Annotated in this window: 23 protein-coding genes and 1 tRNA gene; 9 read left to right on the forward strand and 15 right to left on the reverse strand. The window is 44.5% G+C overall.

Going from position 1 to position 25,759, the window contains the following annotated elements; genetic code table 11:
• Positions 1-47: 47 nt before the first annotated feature.
• From M3085_RS12790 to M3085_RS12855, 14 genes are all read right to left on the reverse strand, one after another.
• Complete coding sequence (locus M3085_RS12790; RefSeq protein ID WP_249053198.1) at positions 48-1,997, reverse strand: glycoside hydrolase family 97 protein; 1,950 nt, start codon at positions 1,995-1,997, stop codon at positions 48-50.
• A 122-nt stretch (positions 1,998-2,119) separates the two neighbouring features.
• Positions 2,120-2,944 carry a translation elongation factor Ts gene (gene tsf, locus M3085_RS12795; RefSeq protein ID WP_191710531.1) on the reverse strand — a complete coding sequence of 275 codons (825 nt, stop codon included), beginning with the start codon at positions 2,942-2,944 and terminating at the stop codon, positions 2,120-2,122.
• Between the two features lie 150 nt (positions 2,945-3,094).
• Positions 3,095-3,931, reverse strand: a complete 837-nt coding sequence (gene rpsB / locus M3085_RS12800; RefSeq protein WP_191710530.1) for a 30S ribosomal protein S2 — start codon at positions 3,929-3,931, stop codon at positions 3,095-3,097.
• A gap of 216 nt (positions 3,932-4,147) precedes the next feature.
• Positions 4,148-4,534, reverse strand: coding sequence for a 30S ribosomal protein S9 (gene rpsI / locus M3085_RS12805; RefSeq protein WP_178256308.1), 387 nt, complete (start codon positions 4,532-4,534; stop codon positions 4,148-4,150).
• A gap of 5 nt (positions 4,535-4,539) precedes the next feature.
• Positions 4,540-5,001 (reverse strand): 50S ribosomal protein L13, encoded by a 462-nt coding sequence (rplM, locus tag M3085_RS12810; RefSeq protein ID WP_178256309.1) that lies wholly within the window; start codon positions 4,999-5,001, stop codon positions 4,540-4,542.
• Between the two features lie 320 nt (positions 5,002-5,321).
• Positions 5,322-7,172, reverse strand: a complete 1,851-nt coding sequence (locus M3085_RS12815) for a 4-hydroxy-3-methylbut-2-en-1-yl diphosphate synthase (RefSeq protein WP_249053199.1) — start codon at positions 7,170-7,172, stop codon at positions 5,322-5,324.
• 2 nt (positions 7,173-7,174) lie between these two features.
• A complete protein-coding gene (gene purE / locus M3085_RS12820; RefSeq protein WP_178256311.1) occupies positions 7,175-7,684 on the reverse strand; it encodes a 5-(carboxyamino)imidazole ribonucleotide mutase in 510 nt (169 codons plus the stop codon).
• A 31-nt stretch (positions 7,685-7,715) separates the two neighbouring features.
• Positions 7,716-8,096: a glycine cleavage system protein GcvH gene (gene gcvH, locus M3085_RS12825; protein WP_178256312.1), complete on the reverse strand. Its 381-nt coding sequence runs from the start codon at positions 8,094-8,096 to the stop codon at positions 7,716-7,718.
• 34 nt (positions 8,097-8,130) lie between these two features.
• Positions 8,131-8,727, reverse strand: coding sequence for a hypothetical protein (locus tag M3085_RS12830; RefSeq protein ID WP_178256318.1), 597 nt, complete (start codon positions 8,725-8,727; stop codon positions 8,131-8,133).
• Between the two features lie 89 nt (positions 8,728-8,816).
• The gene (gene rpoN / locus M3085_RS12835; protein WP_204499533.1) at positions 8,817-10,295 is read right to left on the reverse strand and encodes an RNA polymerase factor sigma-54; all 1,479 of its coding nucleotides are present in this window, start codon (positions 10,293-10,295) and stop codon (positions 8,817-8,819) included.
• Between the two features lie 370 nt (positions 10,296-10,665).
• Positions 10,666-11,067 (reverse strand): hypothetical protein, encoded by a 402-nt coding sequence (locus tag M3085_RS12840; RefSeq protein ID WP_249053200.1) that lies wholly within the window; start codon positions 11,065-11,067, stop codon positions 10,666-10,668.
• Between the two features lie 11 nt (positions 11,068-11,078).
• Entirely contained in the window at positions 11,079-12,008 is a 930-nt protein-coding gene (gene ribF / locus M3085_RS12845) for a riboflavin biosynthesis protein RibF (RefSeq protein ID WP_178256315.1), read from the reverse strand.
• Positions 12,005-12,631, reverse strand: coding sequence for an HAD family hydrolase (locus M3085_RS12850; RefSeq protein ID WP_249053201.1), 627 nt, complete (start codon positions 12,629-12,631; stop codon positions 12,005-12,007). Before M3085_RS12850 ends, ribF begins: the two co-directional genes overlap by 4 nt.
• Before the next feature lie 2 nt (positions 12,632-12,633).
• On the reverse strand, positions 12,634-15,279 hold the full coding sequence (locus M3085_RS12855) for a calcium-translocating P-type ATPase, PMCA-type (RefSeq protein WP_249053202.1): 2,646 nt from the start codon (positions 15,277-15,279) through the stop codon (positions 12,634-12,636).
• 159 nt (positions 15,280-15,438) lie between these two features.
• On the opposite strand from M3085_RS12855, the gene M3085_RS12860 reads away from it, so the two are divergent.
• The 9 genes from M3085_RS12860 (at position 15,439) to M3085_RS12900 (ending at position 22,950) form a co-directional block, all read left to right on the forward strand.
• Positions 15,439-15,512: transfer RNA gene (locus tag M3085_RS12860), tRNA-Ile, on the forward strand.
• Positions 15,513-15,742: 230 nt separating this feature from the next.
• Entirely contained in the window at positions 15,743-16,627 is an 885-nt protein-coding gene (locus M3085_RS12865; protein WP_178257476.1) for a TraB/GumN family protein, read from the forward strand.
• A gap of 69 nt (positions 16,628-16,696) precedes the next feature.
• The gene (locus tag M3085_RS12870; RefSeq protein WP_249053203.1) at positions 16,697-17,182 is read left to right on the forward strand and encodes an RNA polymerase sigma factor; all 486 of its coding nucleotides are present in this window, start codon (positions 16,697-16,699) and stop codon (positions 17,180-17,182) included.
• A gap of 12 nt (positions 17,183-17,194) precedes the next feature.
• Complete coding sequence (locus M3085_RS12875; protein WP_249053204.1) at positions 17,195-17,785, forward strand: hypothetical protein; 591 nt, start codon at positions 17,195-17,197, stop codon at positions 17,783-17,785.
• 303 nt (positions 17,786-18,088) lie between these two features.
• Positions 18,089-19,264 carry an FN3 domain-containing metallophosphoesterase family protein gene (locus tag M3085_RS12880; RefSeq protein ID WP_249053205.1) on the forward strand — a complete coding sequence of 392 codons (1,176 nt, stop codon included), beginning with the start codon at positions 18,089-18,091 and terminating at the stop codon, positions 19,262-19,264.
• 327 nt (positions 19,265-19,591) lie between these two features.
• A complete protein-coding gene (locus M3085_RS12885) occupies positions 19,592-20,866 on the forward strand; it encodes an acyloxyacyl hydrolase (protein ID WP_249053206.1) in 1,275 nt (424 codons plus the stop codon).
• A gap of 20 nt (positions 20,867-20,886) precedes the next feature.
• Positions 20,887-21,906, forward strand: a complete 1,020-nt coding sequence (locus M3085_RS12890; RefSeq protein WP_249053207.1) for a hypothetical protein — start codon at positions 20,887-20,889, stop codon at positions 21,904-21,906.
• 173 nt (positions 21,907-22,079) lie between these two features.
• On the forward strand, positions 22,080-22,412 hold the full coding sequence (queD, locus tag M3085_RS12895) for a 6-carboxytetrahydropterin synthase QueD (RefSeq protein WP_249053208.1): 333 nt from the start codon (positions 22,080-22,082) through the stop codon (positions 22,410-22,412).
• Positions 22,399-22,950, forward strand: coding sequence for a 7-carboxy-7-deazaguanine synthase QueE (locus M3085_RS12900; protein WP_191710934.1), 552 nt, complete (start codon positions 22,399-22,401; stop codon positions 22,948-22,950). Before queD ends, M3085_RS12900 begins: the two co-directional genes overlap by 14 nt.
• Here M3085_RS12900 and M3085_RS12905 read toward each other — a convergent pair.
• Positions 22,947-25,634: a 4-alpha-glucanotransferase gene (locus M3085_RS12905; RefSeq protein WP_249053209.1), complete on the reverse strand. Its 2,688-nt coding sequence runs from the start codon at positions 25,632-25,634 to the stop codon at positions 22,947-22,949. The genes M3085_RS12900 and M3085_RS12905 overlap by 4 nt on opposite strands.
• Positions 25,635-25,759: the final 125 nt, after the last annotated feature.

Raw genomic sequence — 25,759 nt, forward strand, 5'->3', positions numbered from 1 at the left:
CAGCAGCAGATGTGCATACGAATACACATCTGCTACTGTTTTTATAATCACTCCAACACGGCAGCCATACCGCCGTTACGAACCATCTTTACCGATAACTTATCGCCACGCTTTACCGTAATCTCCTTTTTCCGATAATCCATGGCTTGATAACCGGCATTGATGCCATCTTCAAACAAAGTCATTTTATATTGTTTCCCTTCCGGCAGAAAGTCGAAGTTCAAGCTAAAACTACGCTCCTTCTCTTCGTTATTCGTAATGCCGCCTATATACCATTTTCCGGCTTTCCGCTTTGCCACTATCACATATTTCCCCACTTCGGCAGCCAAAACTTTCGTTTCATCCCACGTAACAGGAACGCCGGTAATGAAACGGGTACAGTCTTCGTTGCGATAATATAAAGTAGGATTATCGGCAAGCATCTGCAAACCGCTTTCGAACACAACATACAGTGCCAACTGATAAGCACGTGTCCCGATGCTCGACGAATTAGGGCGGCAACCGCTATATACCTCCGGCTGCATACTTATCATGGCTCCCGGTGTATAATCCATCGCGCCCACGGCATTTCTCATGAAAGGAAAATAAAGGCTGTTGTCGGGTGTGCATCCCTGCATCTGTTCCATACCGCGCACTCCCTCGTAAGACAGCACATTGGGATATTTATACTCCAACCCGGCAGGCTTGAACGAACCGTGGAAATCGACCAAAATATGATTTTCGGCTGCTGCACGGGCTACACGCTCATAAAAATTAACCATCCATTGGTCGCTACGGTCCATGAAATCAATCTTCACGCCTTTCACTCCCCACTCATGGAATTTAGCAAACAATTCGGGATGACGGTCGACACACAGCCAAGTAAGCCACAACACAATTCCTACATTCTTTTCTTTTCCGTATCGGATCAGTTCGTGTACGTCTACCTCCGGATTCGGGGTATAAGGATCGTACGTGCTTGCTGCCCACCCTTCGTCTAAAAGGATATAAGGGATTCCGTGCTTGGCAGCAAAATCAATATAATATTTATATGTATTCAGATTAAATCCGGAAACAAAATTCACGTCATCGCCGTAGGGCGAAGCTCCGTTCCACCATTCCCAGCTCACCTGTCCGGGATGTATCCACGAAACATCTTCCAGCTTGCTCTGTCCCGACAGCCTGCAATTCATCGTATTCTCAACAATCACCTTATCATCTGCCGTCACAACAAAGTACCGCCACGGGAAATCTCGCTTTCCGGATGTACGGGCTATATAATCCGCCTCTTGAAGAATCTTCAAACTCCGGTCTCCGTCTTCGCCAAATTCTAACGGAACTTTCGGGAAAGCAGAAGTTATTCCCCGTTCCTTGTCTCCTGTAAGAAAGAGGCAAGGATAATCATGCAAATCGGCTTCGGAAATCAAGATATGAACAGAGTCTGCTGTTTCAAACAACGCAGGGAGAGTAGCCAAACGTTTCTCTGTTTTCCAGTCCCGACAAGCCACATGCGTATAGGCTTCTTCGTACGAAGTCTTAAAACCTCCCGGCTGCTGCAAGTGAAGCAAACAGTCGTCAGGCACGTTTAAATTCATCTCCTCCGTCAGAACCTCAACCTCCCCCTTCCGCTGCAACACAAAACGGTAGGCTACCCCATCGTCATACGCTCTAAACCGTATTCCCCAGTTGCCTTTCATCTGTATAAAGGCTTCGGCACACCGATTCGCAACCGTAGCATATTTTAAGGGAACAACAGGATGTAACTCTTCATTAATTTGTGTCTTCTGAACCTTTCTTACCACAGGATTCAATCCTAAAGTTTCGCCACGCAAAGTCAGGCTCAGTACATTATTTTCTAATACAGGATTTCCTTCCAGAAAGATGTCGTAATAAATTTTATCCGAAGCACGCACTTTTACTTCTATCTTTCCGTTTGGAGAGAGTAAGGAAACAATCTCTTTTGCTGCCAAATTACCGCCAACACAGCAAATCAAAACAAATAGCCAAATGTATTTCATGTATTTAGATTAAAAAATAAAACAAATTATCCGGATAAAAAATTAGGCATGGAATTTACAAGTGAGAGGCTCCCATTTATAAAATCCATGCCTTATCTTAAAGTCCCTCGCAAGGACTGATTTTATTCAGCACGCAAAGTGAAACGTTTGAAGTCAACTACTGCCAATTCAGGGTCAGCAGCTTTCAATACATCAGCAACCGTTTTCTTCGGGTCCATGATGCTTTCTTGTTTCAGCAGACATACTTCTTTGTAGAATTTGCCCAAACGTCCCATTGCAATTTTTTCAATCATGTTTTCAGGTTTGCCTTCTTGACGTGCTTTATCGGCAGCGATTTCTTTTTCGCGAGCCAATACGTCAGCCGGAACACCTGCTTCATCGATAGCAATCGGACTCATAGCTGCAATCTGCATACAGATTTCGTGTGCAACCTTTTCGTCGCAAGCCTTGTTGAAAGCAACCAACGTACACAACTGGTTCTTATTTTGGTGGTTGTAAATAGCAGTGCAAGCTCCAGAAACGAAGTTATAACCATCCAATTCTGTTTTTTCACCCGTAATACCGCTACGTTCAACAATAGCATCAGCTACCGTACCGTTACCCATCGGAAGAGCTTTGATTTCGTCGATAGTCTGACATTTGTTAGCGATAGCAGCATCGAGGATAGCCTGAGTCAAAGCCACGAAGTCTGAGTTCTTAGCCACGAAGTCAGTTTCACATTTCAGCGCAATCATAGCGGCATAATCTCCGGTAGACTTAGCCAAAACGCAACCTTCTGAAGTTTCACGGTCAGAACGTTTAGCAGCTACTGCCTGTCCTTTTTTACGGATAATTTCCATTGCTTTATCGAAGTTTCCTTCAGCTTCGGTCAAAGCGTTTTTGCAATCCATCATACCAGCTCCTGTCATTTTACGCAAGTGCTGGATATCAGCCATACTTACAGCCATAGTAATCTTATTTAAATTAGAAATTGAAAATTAAAAATGAATGTTCAAGAACGTCATATACGAAAATTGAGAATTGAGAATTAAAGAAAAAGGATAATAAAATCAATTCCTTTAATTTTCAATTCTCAATCTTCTATTCTTGAATAAATATTAAGCCTCTTCTTCTTTGTCGATGAAAGCGGCAGCCTTAGATGCGTTGATTGCATCTTCTTCAGCCTTATCCATACGCGCTTTAGCCGTTTTTTTCTTCGGAGCTTTCGGAGTATTTTCTCCTGCAGCTTCCATGTCTACCTTCTCAGCTTTTCTTTCTTCCAATCCTTCTGCTACTGCTGCGCAACAAGCATCGAGAATGATTTCGATAGACTTGGTAGCGTCATCGTTTGCAGGGATTACGAAATCTACATTAGAAGGATCTGAGTTTGTATCTACAATAGCAAATACAGGAATACCCAAACGGTTAGCTTCGCGTACTGCGATATTTTCTTTCAATACGTCAACAACAAACAATGCAGACGGCAGACGAGTCAAATCAGCAATAGAACCGAGGTTCTTTTCCAATTTAGCACGCTGACGAGAGATCTGAAGAATTTCTCTTTTAGACAAGTTAGAGAATGTACCATCGTTAGTCAACTTATCGATAGTAGCCATTTTCTTCACAGCCTTACGGATGGTGGGGAAGTTAGTCAACATACCGCCCGGCCAACGTTCGATAACATAAGGCATATTGATAGATGTAGCTTTCTCAGCTACGATTTGTTTTGCTTGTTTCTTAGTAGCAACGAACAGGATTTTCTTTCCTGATTTTGCAATTTGCTTCAGGGCTTCAGCAGCCTCATCTACTTTAGCAACGGTTTTGTTAAGGTCGATAATATGGATTCCGTTGCGTTCCATGAAAATATAGGGAGCCATTGCCGGATTCCACTTTCTTTTAAGGTGTCCGAAGTGGCAACCAGCCTCCAATAATGTATCAAAATTTACTCTTGACATTGTTTTAATCTTTAAATCGTTTACTTTCTTTTTTGTTAATTGAACCAACTGCCGGGTAGTTTCTCCGCAAACCATGTAGGGAAAATCCCGACGGTTTAGATACTAAACGCTTTTATTTTAAGTTTTTGAGTTTTTAAGCTCTTGAGTCGGCGTAAGTCTGGGGAAACCGATTACTTAAACAAACTTACAAACTTAAAAACTAACAAACTCAAAAGCTTAACGTTTACTGAACTGGAATCTGCGGCGTGCTTTCGGACGTCCCGGTTTCTTACGTTCAACGGCACGTGAGTCACGAGTCATGAAGCCTTCAGCACGAAGTGCCTTCTTGTCTTCCGGATTGATTTTCACCAACGCACGAGCGATAGCCAAGCGCAGAGCTTGTGACTGACCGGTGAAACCGCCACCACGCAGATTTACTTTGATATCATATTTTTCAGCAACTTCCAATTTGTTCAGCGGCTGTTTTACTACATATTGTAGGATGGATGATGGAAAGTACTGTGCAAGGTCTCTCTTGTTAATAGTAATCTTTCCCGTACCTTCGCTTACGAAAACGCGAGCTATCGCGCTTTTACGTCTGCCTAATGCATTTACTACTTCCATTTCTATTATTTAAGTGAGTTAATATCAATTACTTTCGGAGATTGAGCTTCGTGTGTATGTTCGCTTCCTTCATAAACATACAAGTTGCCCAGCAATTTATCGCCCAAACGATTTTTAGGAAGCATTCCTTTTACGACTTTCTTCATCAGCTTCTCAGCGCCGTTGGGTTTCGCCATCAAAGCAGCCGGAGTCATTTCACGCTGTCCGCCCGGATAGCCTGTATAACGCAGGTAAATCTTGTCGGTCCATTTTTTACCCGTAAATTTTACTTTGCTTGCATTGATAATGATTACATTGTCGCCGCAATCTACATGAGGAGTAAAGTTCGGTTTGTACTTTCCTCTCAACAATTTTGCAACTTTCGCACCGAGACGGCCTACGACCTGATCGGTAGCATCAACTACAACCCATTCTTTCGTTGCAGTTTCTTTGTTTGCTGAAATGGTCTTGTAACTTAAAGTATCCACTCTTAAATCTTTTTTTAAAATGTTACTACTAAAAAACAACTTTCCTCGCGTCTCATTCATCTTCGGACAAAGACAAACAAAACGTTTCGGATTAAATTTTGTCACTTTTGATAATAATCGGCGTGCAAAGGTACGGCTTTTCCGTGAACAGGCAAAAATTTTCTACTTTTTTTGCTGGTAAAGAATTGATTTTTATAGCTTCTTAGGATATTCGCTTCTCCGAAAACGCTATTTCAGATTTGATAACAGAAAAACGGCGTGTACCGACTTTCTTTTTTTAAGTTTCGTAATGTACACGCCTTTTCATTATATCGAAGTGCTTACTTCTCGTGATAATCTCCGTTTGCCTTGATCAGCTCTACGAGTTTTTCTACTGCTTTTTCTTCGGGAATGTTTTTTTCGATGCACTCTTTCTTTTTATAGAGGCTGATTTTTCCTCGTCCGGCACCTACATAACCGTAATCGGCATCTGCCATTTCACCGGGACCGTTGACAATACATCCCATAACGGCTATTTTCAAGCCTTTCAGATGAGACGTTGCCGCTTTCACGCGGGCTATGGTAGCCTGCAAGTCATACAGGGTACGGCCGCATCCGGGGCATGAAATGTATTCCGTTTTCGAAGTCCGCAAGCGTCCGGCTTGCAAGATGGCAAAGGCTGTTTCATCGGATTGAGCAGATGTAAATTCGCTCTCACAAAGGTTATAGAGCAAAATACCGTCACACAGCCCGTCAAACACCAACGCACCCATATCTACAGCTGCCTTTATCTGGAAGTCTTCGAGCGCGGTTTCCTGATAATGTTGGAAAAATACCAACGGATTCATCAGTCCTTCCGCCATCAGTTGGTGTGCGATTCCTCTCAGCTCGCCTAACCGGTTGGGGTGATTGCTTTGTGCAATAATCACAACTTCGGGATGGCGTTTCAAGCAGGCTATCACCTCATCGTTCATCCCCATATAAGAAGTAAACAGAAACTTCAGCGGTGCCGGAGAATAATGCAGCTCGATCAACTGCTGACCGGTAAACGCCGGATAGGTATTTTCTGTTCCGTTCCATGCCGTTGCGTCTACCATGTAGCCGATATCCGCACGCATCACTTCGGGTAGTTTTTGCCCGCAATAGATGTAATCCGGCTTAAAGGATTCGTTTACCGCCATGTCGTCGCTATCCAAGCGCGCAGAAATCACTATGGGCAGATTATTTCCGCCGATATTTTTTACTGCAACCGTTTTGCGGCGTGCCGAATCCACGTAGTTAAATTCGGGGGCGGCTTTTCCGGGGATATAAGGATGATTTTCCCGACGGATAACATAATCCACAATTTTCCGAGCTACGGGGATTTCGTTTTCGGGTTCTTCGCTCAGCGAAACGCGGATGGTATCACCCAAACCGTCGGCAAGCAGCGCACCGATACCCAATGCCGATTTGATGCGCCCGTCTTCGCCGTCGCCGGCTTCGGTTACTCCCAGATGAAGCGGGAAAGCCATGCCTTCAGCTTCCATCTGCTGTACCAACAGACGTACGGTTTTCACCATGACGGTGGTATTCGAGGCTTTGATGGATATAACGACATCAGTGAAATGTTCGCTCACACAGATGCGCAAAAACTCCATACACGATTCTACCATGCCTTGCGGCGTATCGCCATAGCGCGACATGATGCGGTCGGACAGCGAACCGTGGTTTACTCCGATACGGATTGCCGTATGATTCTCTTTACAGATATTGAGGAAGGGAACAAAGCGGTCGCGTATTTTCTGCACTTCGGCGGCATATTCCTCGTCGGAATACTCCAGCGACTTGAAGGTACGCGCGGCATCCACGTAGTTTCCGGGATTAATCCGCACCTTTTCAGCATAAAGAGCAGCAACATCGGCTACGTTAGGATTAAAATGCACATCGGCCACCAAAGGGGTATCATATCCTTTTTCACGCAGGCCGATGTTTATATTTTTCAAATTCTCAGCCTCGCGCGTCCCCTGTGTGGTGAGGCGCACATACTCTCCTCCTGCTTCGATGATACGTATAGCCTGTTCCACACAAGCCTCCGTGTCCGTGGTAGGTTTGTTAGTCATGCTTTGCAGGCGGATAGGGTTGTCTCCACCCATCGGAGTTGCCCCGACGTTCACCTCATCCGCCTGTCTTCGTGAATAGTTGAAAAGATCCATAATCAATTCGTCTTGAAAGCAAACTTCACTTCTTTCAATTCTTCGTTAGCCTTCACGATTTTATTCTTCAGTCCTTCTTTATAGGCAGCAAACTTCTGAGCTAATTCACTATCTGCCAATGCAAGCATCTGCACGGCAAGAATAGCTGCATTCATCGCTCCGTTTATGGCAACCGTAGCCACGGGAATGCCCGGAGGCATCTGTATAATGGAATAAAGTGCATCTACTCCGTCGAGTACCGAACCTTTTACCGGAACTCCGATAACCGGCAGGGTTGTATTTGCAGCGATTACGCCCGGCAGAGCAGCCGCCATTCCGGCAGCGGCGATAATTACTTTAATGCCTCTTCCGGCCGCTTCTTTTGCAAATTTCTCCACTTCGGCAGGAGTGCGATGAGCTGAAAGTGCATTCATTTCGAACGGAACTTGCATCTCATCAAGCAGTTTTGCCGCTTTTTCCATAACAGGAAGGTCAGACGTACTGCCCATAATGATACTTACAATGGGTTTCATTTCAAATTACTTGGTTTTAAAATTCAAAAAATCATTCATTTATTATATTCTGATATGCTTCTGCATCCAGCAAGCCCAAAAGTTCATTGGGGTCGGTAGGACGCATCTTTATCAGCCATCCTTCGCCGTAAGGGTCTTGGTTTACCAGTTCGGGATGTTCTTCCAGAGCCGGGTTCACTTCCAATACTTCTCCGCCGACGGGGATAAACAGGTCTGACACGGTTTTTACAACTTCAATGGTTCCAAACGTCTCGCCTTTTTCCAGCGTTTCGCCTTCGGTAGTGATGTCAACAAAAACGATGTCGCCTAATTGCTGTTGCGCATAATCAGTAATGCCTACATAAGCCTCTTCTCCATCCATGCGAATCCATTCGTGTTCGCTGGTGTACTTTACATTGGTTGGGAAATTCATAATTTTATCTTTTAAGGGATTAAACAATTTAGCTTCAAATAAACAAAATTCCGACGACTCCGCAAAACAAACCGACTAAAAAACCGCCTCCTACTTCGTTAAGCGTGTGCTGACGGACTATTATCCGTGCCGAACCCAGCAAACCTGCCAGCAAAATAAAGAAACAAAGCCAGCTTACGGGGTTGAACTGGAAAATAAAACTATACGAAAGCAGCCCGCCTACCATGATGCCGCAACTCGCCATGTGGGTGCTGATTTTCCATTTGATGTTGATTACCGCACACAGAATCATGCAAATCAGCGTTGCGACAACGATACCGCTCATGTAACGGGGGATATGGATGCGGTACATCGTTATCAGGCAGGCTATGTAGCTCAAAATCGTCATTGCGTAAGGGATAAAACGCTTTTTGCGATTCCCTAATTCGTGGATGCTCCACCCGTTTATTTTTTGAAACAAGTAAATGCCCAGCATCGGCAGAAAAATGGTGAAACAATAAACCAGAACAAGTACCGTCACCTTATAACCGAGGGGCATAATGCGCAAATAAGTGAACAAAAAGAGCAGCAAAAAGGCTACAAAAGGAACCATAAACGGAGTAAAAACAGCCGAAATAATCCGCGCCGTCATAAAGAGTCTGCCTTTTGCAGCTCCATCTTGCGGGTTCCTATTAAACCGATGGTAAGCCAGTTGGTCGGGGATATTCGTTTCTTCCATGATTATCTTCTTAAACGTGCCACGGGGATGTTCAACTGTTGCCGATACTTTGCCACCGTACGTCGGGCTATGGGGTAACCCTTCGATTTCAACATATCGGCAAGTTCGTCGTCGGTATAAGGGTTCGCCTTATCTTCACCGTCGATACATTCTTTTAAAATGCGTTTTATCTCGCGCACGGAAAGTTCTTCACCGCTTTCCGTCGTATAGCCGTCGCTGAAAAAGAATTTCAGCGAATAAATGCCGTAATTGGTCTGTACGTATTTGCTGTTGCTCACGCGCGACACCGTTGAGATGTCAAGTTTCGCACGTTCAGCCACGTCTTTCAGAATCATCGGGCGGAGTAGTGACTCATCGCCTTCTTGGAAAAAGGGGCGCTGGAGGTCGATTATCGCCTGCATGGTGCTGAGGAGGGTTTGCTGACGCTGTTTCACCGCATTGATAAAACCCTGAGCAGCATCTACTTTTTGTTTCAAAAACATCAGTGCATCTTTCGACTCCTTGCTTTGGTTTGCCCGGTTGCGCGTATGTTCGTCCAACATTTCGGTAAACTCGCGGCTCAACCGCAGTTCGGGCACATTGCGGTTATTCAGGCTCAGGTTGATGGTTCCGTCTTCTTCCGTCTCCACGATGAAATCGGGCACTATCTGTTGCAGATTTTTACCAATCGTTTCACCCAACGAACTGCCCGGACGCGGATTCAGTTTGGTGAGCTCTGCCGCTGCCTGATTATACTGTTCTTCGGTGATGCCGAGTCTCTGGATGATTTTATCTTTATTCTTTTTCGTGAAATCGTCGCAACATTTGCTTATGATGTCGTATTCTATCTGCTTCAACGGGGAATCTTCCTTGCGCCGAATTTGCAGCAACAGACATTCCTGCAAACTGCGTGCGCCTATCCCGGCAGGGTCGAAATCTTGGATGACCGACAGAACATGCTCCAACTGTTCTGATGTTACGTAAACTCCCTGATAAATAGCCAGTTCATCAATCAGCGTTTCGGTAGACTTACGCAAGAGTCCGTCATCGTCCAGCGAACCGATAAGGTATTCGCCCAACTGTTTTTCCTCCGGCGTAAGATTCTGCATGTCAAGCTGTTCTTTCAGTGTCTCATAGAAAGACACGCTGTCCGAAAAAGGGATTTCTTCGGGCTTATTATCTTTTGAATGATTATTTTCCTGAAGTTTATAATCCGGTATGTCATCCTCACTCCGGTAATCGCCCAGCGAGAGGTCTTCTCCATAATCGGTATTCGGTTCTCCGTCCTCGTCGGTGGCATAGTTTTCTTCCGCCTCATCCGACGAATCGGCAGAGTCTTTACCTTCTTCCAATGCAGGATTATCCAAGAGTTCCGCACGGACACGCTCTTCCAGCTCCACGGTAGGGAGTTCCAGCAATTTCACCGCCAAAATCTGTTGGGGTGATAAAGTCTGTATTTGTTGCTGTGCTTGAGTTTGTACCTGACGTGAACTTTGTGCCATATCCTTCATAATTTTTAGTTGTCACAAAAGTACGAATTTGTATCGTAATAACCTGCGATTGGATACTGAATAATTTTTAAACCCAGCCGAACAAACGGAAGAAAACCATGATGACAGAACCGGAAAAACGCTACCGTTAGCGTTGGTCATCCCATGCGGTAGCGTTGCCCGGTTCTACCCATAGAGTTCATTGGTTCTACGGGTAGAATTTTTCGGCTCCAAGCGAAAGCAAACACCTCCTAAAAATCAACACATTAAATCAATCAGCCCAATAATAAAAAATAAACCCTGAAAGTTTTTCCATCCAACTTTCAGGGTTCACCTTATAACCTATCCGTCACCGGAAGTTTTCTCATTAGTGCGATAATAATCAGTTGCCCTCTTCTTCGATAAACACTTTTCCGTTCCGCTTGGATACGCTAACCTTACTTCCTTTGGGGTTCAGATTAAACGGCGTGATGTTTTCCGTACGGTTATCGACCACCATCAGCACGCTTTCTTCTGCAAACCGTTCTATCTGTAATGTAACATCGGCACTGCCCATCGTGCGGTTCATCAGCAGACTGTCGTTCACAAAAACCGACAGGCTGTCGCCTGCAAACCCGGATGTGATTTCTACGGTATAAACACCTTCGAACGCCCGCTGTTCACCTTTCGAACGGGAACGGAAGCCCAAATACAAGAACAGACAAACCACAAAGAAAACCCCAAACGCCAACAGCCCGTTGCCTATCATGAATTGCTTATTACTATTAATGCTTTTGTTTCTCATAATATAATATTTTAAGATTGCAGATTCAGCAAGTGAATAATTGTTTCTTTGTCGCGCCGCAACTGAGATATCAGCGCATCAAGACTGTCGAATTTTTTCTCGCCCCGAATGTAATGTAAAAATTCAACGCGCATCTGCTTATAATAGATGTCTTCGGAAAAATCAAAGATATTAACCTCGATACTCCGTTCAGCGCCGTTATCCACCGTAGGACGATGTCCGATATTCAACATACCCGCATAACGTTTCCCGCCGATATAGACGGCTACCGCATAGACGCCTTCGGCAGGAACCAACTTGTCGGCACACGACGGGCGCAGGTTGGCTGTAGGAAAGCCCAATTTGCGTCCTACCTTGTATCCGTCTACCACTACCCCGTCTAAATAATAATGATAACTTAAATAATGATTGGCATCTTCTACCTGTCCTCTTTTCAGCAGGTCGCGGATGACCGACGAGCTGATGGAAACACCTTCTTCCACCAATGCCCGCGCCTGTCGGACTTCCATCCCCAACTCTTCTCCATAACGACAATAATCGTGAAAGCTCTCGCTGCGATTATGACCGAAACGATGATCGTAACCGATAACCAGCGCACGGACATTGAAACGGTTACGCAGCAACGCCATAAACTCACGTGCCGAAAGTTGCGAAAGCTGGCGGGTAAAGGGCAACATGATACAATAATCCGCATCCAGCGTTTGCAGCAGGGCCTCTTTCTGCGGAAGGCAGGACAATAATTGAGGCTGGTAATCGGCTTGCATCACCTGACGCGGATGCACGGGAAAAGTAATTAAAGCCGTCGGCATCCGGCGCTCTTCCCCCACCTGACACAACTGGCGGACCAGATAACGGTGTCCGCGATGTACCCCGTCGAAACACCCAATGGTAGCGACACAGGGAGGAAGTGATATTTGTATATCGTCTGTGATTATCTTCATGAAATGTATCGAAATATGTCCGACAGATCGGAACCGGGAACATAATGAACGGTCTGCATACCCACCGAAGCAGCCGACCGGCAATTAACCTCGGCATCGTCAATAAACAATGTTTCTTCCGGATTCAGCACGGCTTCGCTCAGCACCTGCCTGAAAATAGCCGGGTCGGGTTTCGCCATGCGCATACGATAAGAAAGAAATATTTGCTTGAAACAGCTTCTCACGTCCGTACCTTCGTAACGGAACACACGCGGGGAAGCTGTTTCCCAATGTAATTCGTTCGTATTACTCAGCAAGTACAGGTTATACCGTCCGGACAAATCCAGCAATAAACGCAACTTTTCCTCCGGAATATCAAGCACCTCCATATTCCAAAGACGGTCTATCACCTCATCCGGCAACGACCGGCGGGTAAGGCTGCGCACGCCCTCCCGAAACTCAGCCGTACTGATATCCCCACATTCATAATGGCGGAAAAGTCCCGCTTCGTTCGTTCCGGTTATCAACGTTCGCACGTCTGCTACCCCGGCATTCTCGAAAGCCTTTATGCAGCCTTCCACATCGAGATCGACCAACACGCCGCCCCAGTCGAAAACCACATTCCGCACAGCATTACCGTTCATACTCACGCCTTGTTAAGTCTCTTGATACCACGCCAGATTTCTCCTATCCACAGTACAATGGATGTTCCACCGATGATATAACCCCATTCGACCAACGAAAGCGGTTCGGTACGGAAAACTTTTCCACCGAATGTAACGATGATAATCTGTCCGATAAGGATGATAATCGCCACGCTCAGCATACCCAACGCATGACCGGCATCCTTAAAGATAGAATGATTGGTTCCGAACACGCTAGCATTGAAAAGATTCCAGAACTGCAACATCACGAAGATGGTGAAGAATATGGTGAGGTAATGAACATTCATCTCTCCATCGGGCAACAAGCCATCGGGCAATCCTTTGAAATAAACCAACAGTCCCATTAAAATAACAAGGAATCCGAAAGCTACCCCGAAGATGTTGTTACGCATGGCAGGTGTAATGATGAAATCGGTGCGCTTACGTGGCTTTTCGTTCATAACATCCATGCTGGGCGAAATAGAAGCCAACGCCATAGCAGCGAAAGTATCCATAATCAAGTTAACCCAAAGCATCTGGGTAACGGTAAGCGGAAGGGAAGTTCCGAAGAATGCGCCTAACAACACGCTAAGCAAAGCAACCACATTGATGGTAAGCTGGAATACGATGAACCGCTGGATATTCTTATAAAGCGAACGTCCCCACATAACTGCCGTGGCTATGCTGCGGAACGAATCATCCAACAAGGTAATATCACTGGCTTCTTTTGCTACGGATGTTCCCGTTCCCATCGACAATCCTACTTGAGCATGATTCAACGCCGGAGCATCGTTCGTACCGTCTCCGGTAACGGCAACCACCGCACCTTTTTGTTGCAACAACTGTACAAGTCGTTGCTTATCCATCGGACGCGCACGGCTCATTACCTTCAAATCGAGTACACGGTCGAGAGCTTCTTCATCGCTCAGTGCCGCGAACTCTACTCCGGTGATCCGGTTACGCTCTGTATCTTCCGGTTTCCACAACCCGATTTGGCGTGCTATTTCTGTAGCTGTACCCGGCGTATCTCCCGTAACAATCTTGATTCCGATTCCGGCAGACTGGCATCTCTTCACGGCATCGGGCACATCCGGACGAATCGGATCGCTGATGGCAAAAATGCCCAAGAAAGTCATGCCTCCCTTTTTCACCAGTTCGGCACAGTCGGTCGGATCGCTTGCATCTACATATTTATATGCCAACCCCAACGTACGCATCGCCTTGTTCTGGTAAGCCAATAGCTGTTCATTATTCAAACGTACCTGTTCGGCACTCAAATCACACTTGCTCATTACGATTTCAGGAGCACCTTTAATATAAAGTACACGCTTATTTTGCAAGGGCGAGTCAACCAGCGTAGCCATGTATTTACGCTCGGTTGAGAACGTAAGCTGATTGACGATTTTCGCTCCTTCGCGCAACGCCATATAATCTTTCCCCTGCTCATTCAGCCACAAGAGCAATGCTATTTCCGTAGGATTACCCACCCCTGACGGTTTTTCTCCTTCTGCCTTTTCTTCCAAGAAAGCCGTTGAGTTAGCCGATATACCTTCGGCTATCAAATCAGATTTAGTATCATCTAACTTCGCCTCGTAAACCTGCATCAGATTCTGCGTCAGCGTACCCGTCTTATCTGTACAAATCACCGTAATGGCACCCATCGTTTCACAAGCGTGCATCTTACGCACGAGGTTATTGGTCTTCAGCATCCGACGCATATTCAGAGCCAAACTCAACGTCACGCTCATCGGCAAACCTTCGGGAACAGCAACCACAATCAATGTCACTGCCATCATAAAGTATTTAAGCACGATACGGGCAACTTCCAACCATTGATGCCAATCGGTAACCGTGTTATTATTAAAATATACGTATAAATCTTTACTGGTAAAAATAATGAAGGTCAACGCAGCAATCGTAAATCCGGCTTTCCCGATCAAGTTAGCAAGTTTGGTAAGCTGGATATTCAACGGCGTCTGCTCCTGACTCTGCTCCGTAGCCTGACGAGCCACCTTTCCAATTTCTGTAGCATCCCCTACCCGTTCAACCCGCATCGTACCGTGTCCGTCAGTAATCGTTGTTCCACGCATCACCGCATTCGAAGGATAAGTAGCCTCCTCATCGAAATGCGCTTCATCCGTGGTTTTATTCACCATCAATTCCCCGGTAAGGCTCGATTCATTAACTTGCAATGAAACCGCCTCAACCAACGTACCGTCTGCCGGCACCTCTTCTCCGGTATTCAGAATAACGATATCGCCCACTACAATATCCTTACGAGGTATTTCATGTACCTTACCGTTTCGAAGTACCGTAACCGGCGTCTCCTCACCCACAGCGTTTAACAAATCAAACTTTTTATTTGCGTCATACTCAAAATAAAAGCCAATCCCTGTAGCCAAGAATATTGCAAAAAAGATACCAATCGTTTCAGCATACTCATTCTCAATGATAGAAATAATCAGAGAAAAAATAGCCGCAACGAGTAATACCCGTATCACAGGGTCATTGAATTTTTCCAAATAAAGTTTCCACATGGAAGGTCGTTTGGGCGGAGTTAAAAGATTACTACCATACCGCTGACGACTTTCGAGAACTTCGTTATCAGTAAGTCCGGTCAAATGAGAGTCTTTAACATTCTGTGACATAAGTCTAAAATTAAAATATTCAGTGACGCAAAAATACAATATATATTGGAAGCAATGAACTTATTAGTTTTTTTTATTAATTTTTTCCGCAGAAATGTTGTTTGTTTTCTTTTAAACTATTACTTTTGCACTCGGTTTCTGAAACACAAATGAAACACCGGACTTGTAGCTCAGTTGGTTAGAGCAACAGACTCATAATCTGGAGGTCCCAGGTTCAAGCCCTGGCTGGTCCACATTAAGAATCAAGCACTTACAAAGTTTTTGTAGGTGCTTTTTTTGTGTTCTTGCGCAAACAAATGCTTTGAGTCGGTTATTGTTCGCCCACCGTAATCCCTCTTTTTCCATAATTCAAACTTCGACTTTTGAAGCATAATTCCAATAAATTTAAAAAATTCTCCGATTTTTTGTAGTAAATTGCTTACCTGTGCGTCTAACAAGTAGAAACAATTTAAAATTTTAGAATATGAAAAAGATTTTGGTATTAGTAGTGCTTCTGTGCATCACTTATGGAGCTAATGCTCAGCTGTTATGGAAAGTTTCCGGAAAAGATTTGGCTAAACCGTCGTATGTATTTGGTACTCATCATTTGGCGCCGCTATCAATAACAGATAGTGTACCCGGTTTTAAACAGGCTATGAATGAAACGGAGCAGGTATATGGAGAAATAGTGATGGAAGAAATGCAAAGTCCAATCAACATGCAGAAAATGCAGCAGGCTATTATGTTACCGGGTGATACTACGCTACATACGTTATTCAATAGTGCACAGTATGATAGTGTGGCTGTAAAAATTAAGCAACTGATGGGGGTAGAGTTGCAGATGTTCGATAAAATAAAACCGGCTTTTCTCACTGCGCAAATAAGTGCACTGATAGCCATGAAAACCGTAGAAGGATTCAATCCTCAGCAGCAGTTAGACGGATGGATTCAGTCTGAAGCTCAAAAGAAGGGGAAAGCTGTTGCCGGTTTGGAGACAATGGATTTCCAAATGGGAGTTTTATTCGGAACGCAAACTCTTCAGCGTCAGGCCGACCAGCTACTCTGTACCGTCATGAATTTAAATAAGGCAGAACAACAAACCCGAAGGATGTCGGCTGCTTATATGAAACAGGATTTGAAACAATTAATGGAGATCGTTGAAGAAAAGCAGGGTAATTCCTGCGACGCACTTCCTGAAGAAGAAGAGGCTCTGATTTACAGGCGTAATGCTAACTGGGCTGAGGTCATGCCTGCCATCATGAAAGAAAAAGCGACTTTTTTTGCTGTCGGAAGCGGACATCTGGCTGGTGAACGTGGCATCTTAAACTTGCTAAGCAAACAAGGGTACACGATAGAAGCCGTGAAATAGTCTGAAGGCTCTAAAAACGAATATTTTGCAGAGAACCAAACATGTCTTGTGTCTAACGTACTAAAAGTTATGGATAAGATGAATAAGAAAGAAACTGACTTCATCCGGATATTAAAAGAGTATAAAACGACCATATATACCGTTTGCTTCATGTTCTCAAAAGACAAAGATGAAGTGAACGATATGTACCAAGAAGTCTCTATCAATCTGTGGAAAGGATTTGACAACTTCGCACAAAAGAGTGAAATGAAAACTTGGATTTACCGGATTAGTCTGAACACGTGCATATCATTCGACCGGAAGAAAAAACGGAGAAAAACAGTTCCGTTAACAGTAGACATTGACCTCTTTGAGGATAATGACCACGAATCAAAGCAAATTAAAGCACTCTATAACCGTATCAACAAATTGGAGCCGTTCGACAGGGCCATAATCCTCCTATGGCTGGAAAACCTTCCTTACGATGAGATAGGAGCCATTGTAGGTATTTCAACCAAGAATGTTTCGGTGAGGCTTTCCCGAATCAGAGAACAACTTAAAAATATGCATCCTTAAAAGACATTCATCATGGAAAAGAATAATATAAACGATATGGACGAATTGAGACAACAGTTTGCTATCCTTACCGAGAAAATAAAATCTCAGCAGATTAATAATGAACGACTTTTGCGAACTGTTATGCAGAACAAAATGAAATGGATAGATAAGTATATCTATATAAAGTTATTCTTGCTCATGCCCTTATTAGCCCTTATGTTTCTTTACTTTTACCAAACGGGGAAAGTCTCATTATACTTTTATATCACAACCATGCTACTTGTAGCAGTAGAAATTGGTTTTGATTTCTTTATTAATAAGGTAATAGGAAAAGGATGGCTAAAACATGACTTGCTGACTTCGCGCCAGATTTTTGTAAAGATGAAAAAGAATCGCATAAATCAAATGGTAGTCGGGATTCCGATATGCATAGTTTGGGCAAGTATATTCTTGTTTGAGTTTTTGAATTATGATTTATCTGATAGAGCTTATGCCATTATAATGGGAACAGGCATTGGAATCGGGTGTCTCGTTGGTACCGGAATCGCTTTCTTAATCTTCCGGAAAATGCAACGCATCAATGATGAGATTATCAAAGAAATAGATCATTTAAAGGAATAGTTTCAAATTTAGCTCGATGCCCACACACGAATGAATGAGGCTTCACATAAATACATAAGGCACTATAAACTATTTTCTCACAATCATATTTTATAGTGCCTTTACAAAAGAATAAACATTTACAACTTGGGGAATTTAACTAACCCTAATGTTTCACTATCATTTCACTCTTCCGGTCAAAAACAACACATAATCCTATAACGAAAGATAAACAAAGCATTTTTACCACCCGGTATTTGCAACTTTGAACTATTAGTCTACTTTTGTATCTGTAAATAGGTATCATCATTAATAGTATGAATTATGTTGCAGAGAAGAAACAAACTGAAAGATTTTCTGATGAGTGCGCTGTTCGTTTTCGGGGCAACGCACGCTTTTGCCCAAGAAACAACGGAGTTTCAAGTGAATCACGGACCTTATCTTCAAGAGGTGACTGCGCAAGGGGCTACTTTTGTGTTTACCACTTCGCTTCCTTCGTTTTCTTTTATCGAAGTGAAGGAGGAAGGCGGAAAGGATATCAAATCTTATTACCATACGGAGCATGGACTGCGCGATGCGAATACGGTTTTCCACAGCGTCAGGGCAGAGGGACTGAAGCCGGGAGCGGTGTATAATTACCGGATTCGCTCGAAGGAGATGCGCGACTTCCAGCCTTACAAGGTGGTGTTTGGCGACAGTATCACTTCGCAGTGGTACACGTTCCGCACCACAGACCCTACGCATGAAGGCGGGTCTTTGTTTGTGGTAAGCGATGTGCATAACAACTCTGAACAATTAGACACGTTGCTTAATCTTTGCGATTACAAAACGTGCGACGCTTTTCTCTATGCTGGCGATATGATGAATTACATAGAGGACAGCGAAACACCTTTCCGCGCTTTCATCGACAAGAGTGTACAGCGGTTTGCTTCTTCCATACCTTTCAACATGGTGCGCGGAAACCATGAGACCCGCGGAAAACTGGCACGCAGTTATCCGAAATTATTCCCGAAATCGAACGGGAAGATTTACGGTTCGTGCCGGATGGGAGACATCATGATTGTGATGCTGGATTGCGGTGAGGATAAACCCGATGATACGCAGGTGTATGCCGGACTGACCGACTTCGACGCTTACCGCACCGAGCAGACGGAGTGGCTGGCTCAATTAGTAGAAACGGAGGAATTTAAAACAGCCCGGTACCGTATTGTTATTTCCCACTATCCGATGGTCGACATTTTCCCAGAAGAGGAATTGACTCACGGCATCAACGATCTGAAAGCCAAAATGCTCCCGATTCTGAACAAAGCTCATATCGACTTGATGGTGTCGGGGCATACGCATGAGTTTGCTTTCCACGAGAAAAATAAGGCGGGGAATGCTTTCCCGGTAATCGTGGGAAGCAATCGGAGTGCTACCCGTCTTGATTTATCAGACGGAAAAATCAGAGTAAAGGTAGTAGATACGTCGGGGAAAGTTTTACTGAATACCTTGCTGTAAGTCAAAGACATACATCTGTCTGACAGTTGAAAACGGCAGGCGTTTTATCGGACAGCCGCACGCACAAATTCCGCTGCGGTTTGTCCGTCAAAACGCTACCGTTAGTTTTTGTTATCCCATGCGGATGCGTACATCGGTTCTATGGGTAGCGTTCAACGGCTCTACGGGTAGCGTTTTTATCCCTGATAAAAGCTCAGTTCCTGCCAACCAAACTTTCCGGAAATATAGCATACCGGTTGTGCTTTTTTACCGTACAATTTTTTGCATCTTCCGGTTATTCGTATACATTTGCATCTACAACAGAGAAAATAATAACCCCTATTATGAATGAATGTAACCTGTCAGAAAGCTATGAATGCTAAAAAGCTAATCGGAATATTGACACTGTTCCTTTTTTCGGGCTTCTGTGCCGCCTCACCTGCAACAACACCAACCGATTCGGTGACAAGAAACAGCTTTTCGGCAGGGAATGATTCCCATCCCCAAAAGATGGTTCATGCGATTGGAGTCGCCTTTAAGCCTACATACGTTTTCCCCACTCATGAATTTCTCAAAGGGATGAATAACGCACAGAGCCCAATAAACTCCGCATTGTCGGGACATCTGAAATACGGATTCCGGTTTACTCCCGAAACAAAACTGGGACAGCTGTATCCGCACGCGGTTCAGGGTATAGGCATTGGTTACAATACGTTCTTCAATTCTTCGGAAATGGGGAATCCGCTCGCCGTATATGTTTTTCAGACATCAAGGATAGCCACCATTACTCCTAAACTATCTTTCGATTATGAATGGAATTTCGGAGCCTCGTTCGGCTGGAAAAAGTATAATCCGGAAACCAACCCGATGAACCGGGTTGTAGGTTCTAAAATTAATGCTTACATCAATTTGGAATTCCTCCTGAACTGGCAGTTGGCACCCGGTACGGAATTGCGTGCCGGAATCGACCTTACTCATTATTCGAACGGAAACACGGGTTATCCCAATTCCGGAGTAAACACCATAGGGGCTTCTATCGGCGTAACCCGCTTTTTCGGGGGCGGCGACAAGAGTGAGAAACCGGCGTACCTGCGATGTAAACCGTCGTTCAGCCGATACATGAGCTACGACTTAATCGTATACGGGGCTACAAGAAAAAAAGGTGTGTTTTTCGAGAATAACAACTCGTTTCTTGTTCCGGGTTCTTTCGGCATCGTGGGATTGAACTTCAACCCACTCTATAACTTTAACCGTTACTTCCGTGCCGGCGTATCACTCGACGTGCAATATGACGAAAGTGCAAACATCCAACAACACGTTGCCAACGAAGTTATTCCCTCTACCCCGGAAGAGATTCGGTTTTACCGGCCTCCCTTCAAAGAGCAGTTCTCGATGGGGCTGTCTGTAAGGGCAGAAGTAGTAATGCCGATATTCTCTATTAACATAGGTATCGGCAAGAACTTCTTGTGTAAAGGACCTGATACGAACAAGTTTTACCAAACACTTGCACTGAAAACCAATCTTACCAAAAACCTGTTCCTGCACACGGGTTATCAGCTTTACCGCTTTAAAGACCCCAACAACCTGATGCTGGGCATAGGTTACCGTTTCAACGCAAGATAATTTTTAAAACCTTACTCCCTATGAAACGAATTTTCCTTCTTTATATCGCCACCCTCTCCGCCCTGCTCTGCGGATGTAACCGCGACGTGTTCATCAACGACTATGCACCGTCGGCGGAAGAAATAAAACTTTCGGATACCGACTCCACCGTAACCGTCAGCTTCAAAGCATCAAACTGGGTTATAAGAAACGTATTCTCCACCGACGAAGACGGAGCGTTCCGCGAAGTCCTCGGAGACATCTACGCAAAAGACGGTCACCTGATTGCGATGAACTCTCCATTCTATATGTCGGAAGAAGAAACGGTTAAGATGGTAATCGATCAGCCGGACATCCATCTGACCATCGAGCGCACGGACGAAACGCATCTGTGTTTCTCAAAGCCCGAAAACATGAACCTTGAGCCTATGATGCTGACCATAAACGTAGGAAACGACTATGACGAAAGGGAAATTTCCGTAGAGTTAGAACCTTCGTCGAGGTACGAGATTGACAGCATCGTGTATGCATTAGACTCTTACACGTACCAAGACAACGTGACGGTTGATATAAAAATGATAAAGATGACCAATGCGACCTCGGAAGTCATCAATTATATCATAATGCCTTACTCACACTTTCTGCAAGAATATACCTTTACGAACTTGTACATTGCAGGGAATCCGTACAGACAAAACGATGTACTGAAGATATTCAAGGGAAACATTCCGACAGTTCCTGCCCCTGAAACAGAGCGGTTCAACAACGATGTCAGCAAGAAACTTGTCATGAAAGAAACAACTATACAGCTCAATGAAACCACACAATGCCTACCGGTTCCGGAAGATATATTCAACATCTACAAAATGTTCCCCATCAACCCTCATAAGCTACAAATCTGCACTATAGAATGTTGTTACGGACAGTTCAACGTATATTGTGATATTTATGTAAGCCAGCCGAGAACCGGGAGAAAACACCTCCTCAAAGGTATATTGGAAATCAAAGCACCGATATCACATACTTTGATAGTTGGAAAAGAACAGGATTTTAATATGTGACAGATGCAAAGTTTTTCTTTCATCGATACAGTACAACAACCGATAAAAAGACTCAATCTATATTCGATTTATAGTCCCGCTACAAAATAATCCGTATCTTTGCACCGACGCTGAGGTGACATTAAGCGTCTTTACTTTATATTATCTAACCAAAGATTTTTAATAAGACAATTATGTACACCGTTATCAAGCGAATCGAAATTTCAGCTTCGCACTTTCTGAAACTCTCTTACCGGAGCAAATGCGAATGCTTGCATGGTCATAACTGGATAGTGACCGTTTACTGTCGATCTAAAGAACTGAACGCCGACGGAATGGTAACCGACTTTACTCACATCAAGGAAAAAGTGAAAGACAAGCTCGACCATCAGCATTTGAATGACGTACTTCCGTTTAACCCTACGGCGGAAAATATCGCCCGATGGATATGCGCCGAGGTGGAGAACTGTTACAAAGTAGAAGTGTGTGAATCGGAAGGAAACACGGCGATCTATGAGAAAGATTAACGAACTGTTTTACAGTCTTCAGGGTGAAGGCTTCCATACGGGTACGCCTGCCGTATTTATTCGGTTTTCGGGTTGTAATCTGAAATGTGACTTCTGTGATACCCGCCATGAAAGCGGAACGCTTATGACGGACGAGGAATTATTGGAACGGGTGTCGGCTTTTCCGTGCCGGATGGTTATTCTTACGGGAGGAGAGCCGGGCTTGTGGATTGATGATGACTTGGTAGAGAAATTGCACGCACTCGGCAAATATGTTGCCATCGAAACCAACGGAACGTGTGTACTCCCTGAAGCAATAGACTGGGTTACCTGCTCGCCCAAGCAAGGAGGCAAACTCAATGTAAAACGAATAGACGAAGTAAAAGTGGTTTATACAGGAGCAGGGCAAGATGTGGAATCTTATCTTGCCCTGCCTGCCCTGCATTATTTCTTACAGCCTTGTTCGTGCAGCAATACGGAGGAAGTCATCGCTTACATCAAAGCACATCCCCAATGGCGGTTAAGTCTGCAAACACACAAGCTGATTCATATCCCTTAGCACGCTGTATTTCTATCGCTCGACTGAATCATTTGCCGGATGGCATCATTCAGTTCATCGGCCTGCATGAGTTCTTCCAGCGTGATGTGCATACGCCACTGCCAATAGTTATGCGGATTTGCCGGCACGTTGATACGCTCTGCCTGTACATCGGGATTGCGCAATGATTCGTCTATCGAAGTCCAATCCTGCCATGCAAGCACGCAGAGCATGGAAGGGCTTTGCAGATGCTGTTCGATGATTTCTTTGCAGAGCCAACCGGGAGCATGTTTCGGAACCTCTCCCCAATGATGAAGTTCGTTGTGATAGAAACGCTCGGTCAGAGCAGCATCTTCTTCCCACCAGCCGCGCAAGGTAGGCATATCGTGCGTTCCAATCGTACAAACAGAACGGAACGGATATTCGTTAAGGCACCCGAACTCGCGGCCTATTGCTTTCGGCATACGCTGGATTTCAAGCGAGAGTATCTGCAGCTCGTTCATCACCCACGATACACAGTCGGGAACCATCCCCAAATCTTCTCCACAAACCAGCATCGGCGTAGACTGAGTAAGTACGGGTAGTTTCTTCATGGCTTCATGATACCAGAACTCGTTATGGCGCTGGTAGTAATAATGATTATACAGGTGGTTAAAGGCTTCCTGCTCTTGCTCGGCGAGCTGCTTGAATATGTAATCATTCTGAACAGCGATACGCGGATGATACAATTCCGGATTATTACGGTCGGCAACAAACAATACATCGCTGATTAAAGCATATAGTTTTTCTTTCAACCAAATGCTTTCCGAATCGGTCTTTCCTTCGAAAAAGGCTTCCACCTTGCGCTGCGTATCAAACTCCGGACGCATCTCATACAAATCATGATGAAGCGGACGTACGAAGGTTTCGCGCACGTAATCGCTCTGTTCGCCAAAAACAGTATTCAAAATGTATTCGCTGATAAACGGACGGAGCATGAAATCGGGACGGAAGTTCAACCCGAAACTGCGGATTTCATCGGCACTCATTGGCAAAGAGGGCACAAACTGTCCCAACAGCCCGTGAACGCTGTGCGTGGGAATCTCCCAAATGCGGAAGAACCCTAAAATATGATCAATGCGATACGCCGTGAAGTATTCTGCCATCTTAGCAAAGCGGCGGCGCCACCACAGGTAATTATCTTTCTCCATAACCTCCCAATTATAAGTAGGGAATCCCCAATTCTGACCGTTTACGGAAAAAGCATCAGGCGGTGCACCTGCCTGCCCGTTCATATTGAAATAATAAGGTTCTACCCACGATTCTACACTGGTACGACTGATTCCGATGGGAATATCTCCTTTCAGAATAACTCCTTTCCGACGGGCGTATTCGGCTACGGCGAGCAATTGTACATGTAACAGGTATTGCATGTAATAATAATACCCGATGAATGTATAAGCATCGCTTTCAGACGAACACAGTTGCTGTATTTCCTCCTCATCGTACTTGTTATATGCCTCCCAGCAATGAAAATCAGATGTTCCGTATAAATCACGCAAATAAGAGAATGCAGCATAAGGCTGTAACCAATGTCGGTTATCAGCGAAAAAGGTATTAAATTCATCCGATTTCAATACATTCTCTCCTTCTTGCCGGTAAACTTCTTTTAAGTAGGACTGCTTTAACCGGTTAACTGCCTCATAGTCTACTACCGACAAGGCATTCAAGCGAGCCCGTTCTTCTTCAAACCGACTAGCAAATTGGGCATCCGCCAAAGCAGGAAGCTGACGGAGGTCGATGTACATGGGATGAAAAGCATAAATGGAAATGCTGTTATAAGGATAAGAATCGGTCCAACTTCCGGTTATACTCGTATCATTAATAGGCAAAATCTGTACAACGTGCTGCGCTGTATCGGCAGCCCATGATACAAACGTCTTTAAATCGCCGAAATCCCCAACTCCGCAACTACCTTCCGAACGAAGCGAAAAAACAGGAATGGCAGAACCTGCAAATTTACGGGCTGGAAGTGCAAAAAAGACTTCTGTTTCCATCGGCAGATAAGTCTCACCACGCTGTAAAGGCTGCACGTTGAAAAGTCGGTTCGGACGGGATTCCCATTCTTCCACCGCTCCGCTCTCGGCATTTATGGCTACAAACTTATACTCGAAAGGTAATTGCAAAGAGGAAGCATCCAGCGTTATATGCCATACATTAGGTCTTACTTCCTGCATACGCAGCGGACGGCAATATTCCCAACTTCCTAAAGCATTGCAACTTCCTATAAGTCCCAACGCCTGATTCCGATTGCCCAACTCCGGACAAAGGGCACGAAACGTAATACAACTTCCGACGCTGTCGGATAGCTTATTATAAGATTGAGGAGTATAAATACTATTGAATGCTGAACTGTAACGATAAGAATCGGCAGGCAAGTCTCTCCAGCAATCATCAATTACATAATGATTCTGCTGGGCATTCCCTAAAGAGAATAGATGAGATATAGCTCCCAACTCTTTACGTATACATATATTATCCCGATAAACGGCATACCGATAGGTTACGAGCTGATTCGACCCAACCGGAATATATTCAAAACTTCCCTGCCATTCATCACCATTGCGGGTAGAAAGAGATATGATTTGCGTTTCATCATCGTTTAACAAAACACAAAGGTTCTCCCCCCACACAGTGCGATACCGGATGCGAAATGTCAGTTTCATGTTTTTTCAGATATTAGTGATTAATGCCCAAAAGTAATGAAAATAATATGGAAAACCGCTCAAAACATCTCAATAAAATCCATATTTTACGACATACAAGCCTATTCGGTTTCCCCGCGCGGGGC

Origin of the sequence: Bacteroides caecicola, assembly GCF_023337095.1 — a bacterium.
In the GTDB taxonomy this organism is placed as follows: Bacteria; Bacteroidota; Bacteroidia; order Bacteroidales; family Bacteroidaceae; genus Phocaeicola; species Phocaeicola gallinarum.

What these genes read in the sequence shown, in the direction of transcription:
- M3085_RS12790 (WP_249053198.1), bottom strand. Translation starts at nt 1,997, where the DNA reads ATGAAATACATTTGGCTATTTGTTTTGATTTGCTGTGTTGGCGGTAAT.
- tsf (WP_191710531.1), bottom strand. Translation starts at nt 2,944, where the DNA reads ATGGCTGTAAGTATGGCTGATATCCAGCACTTGCGTAAAATGACAGGA.
- rpsB (WP_191710530.1), bottom strand. Translation starts at nt 3,931, where the DNA reads ATGTCAAGAGTAAATTTTGATACATTATTGGAGGCTGGTTGCCACTTC.
- rpsI (WP_178256308.1), bottom strand. Translation starts at nt 4,534, where the DNA reads ATGGAAGTAGTAAATGCATTAGGCAGACGTAAAAGCGCGATAGCTCGC.
- M3085_RS12815 (WP_249053199.1), bottom strand. Translation starts at nt 7,172, where the DNA reads ATGGATCTTTTCAACTATTCACGAAGACAGGCGGATGAGGTGAACGTC.
- purE (WP_178256311.1), bottom strand. Translation starts at nt 7,684, where the DNA reads ATGAAACCCATTGTAAGTATCATTATGGGCAGTACGTCTGACCTTCCT.
- gcvH (WP_178256312.1), bottom strand. Translation starts at nt 8,096, where the DNA reads ATGAATTTCCCAACCAATGTAAAGTACACCAGCGAACACGAATGGATT.
- M3085_RS12830 (WP_178256318.1), bottom strand. Translation starts at nt 8,727, where the DNA reads ATGACGGCGCGGATTATTTCGGCTGTTTTTACTCCGTTTATGGTTCCT.
- rpoN (WP_204499533.1), bottom strand. Translation starts at nt 10,295, where the DNA reads ATGGCACAAAGTTCACGTCAGGTACAAACTCAAGCACAGCAACAAATA.
- M3085_RS12840 (WP_249053200.1), bottom strand. Translation starts at nt 11,067, where the DNA reads ATGAGAAACAAAAGCATTAATAGTAATAAGCAATTCATGATAGGCAAC.
- ribF (WP_178256315.1), bottom strand. Translation starts at nt 12,008, where the DNA reads ATGAAGATAATCACAGACGATATACAAATATCACTTCCTCCCTGTGTC.
- M3085_RS12850 (WP_249053201.1), bottom strand. Translation starts at nt 12,631, where the DNA reads ATGAACGGTAATGCTGTGCGGAATGTGGTTTTCGACTGGGGCGGCGTG.
- M3085_RS12855 (WP_249053202.1), bottom strand. Translation starts at nt 15,279, where the DNA reads ATGTCACAGAATGTTAAAGACTCTCATTTGACCGGACTTACTGATAAC.
- M3085_RS12865 (WP_178257476.1), top strand. Translation starts at nt 15,743, where the DNA reads ATGAAAAAGATTTTGGTATTAGTAGTGCTTCTGTGCATCACTTATGGA.
- M3085_RS12870 (WP_249053203.1), top strand. Translation starts at nt 16,697, where the DNA reads ATGGATAAGATGAATAAGAAAGAAACTGACTTCATCCGGATATTAAAA.
- M3085_RS12875 (WP_249053204.1), top strand. Translation starts at nt 17,195, where the DNA reads ATGGAAAAGAATAATATAAACGATATGGACGAATTGAGACAACAGTTT.
- M3085_RS12880 (WP_249053205.1), top strand. Translation starts at nt 18,089, where the DNA reads ATGTTGCAGAGAAGAAACAAACTGAAAGATTTTCTGATGAGTGCGCTG.
- M3085_RS12885 (WP_249053206.1), top strand. Translation starts at nt 19,592, where the DNA reads ATGAATGTAACCTGTCAGAAAGCTATGAATGCTAAAAAGCTAATCGGA.
- M3085_RS12890 (WP_249053207.1), top strand. Translation starts at nt 20,887, where the DNA reads ATGAAACGAATTTTCCTTCTTTATATCGCCACCCTCTCCGCCCTGCTC.
- queD (WP_249053208.1), top strand. Translation starts at nt 22,080, where the DNA reads ATGTACACCGTTATCAAGCGAATCGAAATTTCAGCTTCGCACTTTCTG.
- M3085_RS12900 (WP_191710934.1), top strand. Translation starts at nt 22,399, where the DNA reads ATGAGAAAGATTAACGAACTGTTTTACAGTCTTCAGGGTGAAGGCTTC.
- M3085_RS12905 (WP_249053209.1), bottom strand. Translation starts at nt 25,634, where the DNA reads ATGAAACTGACATTTCGCATCCGGTATCGCACTGTGTGGGGGGAGAAC.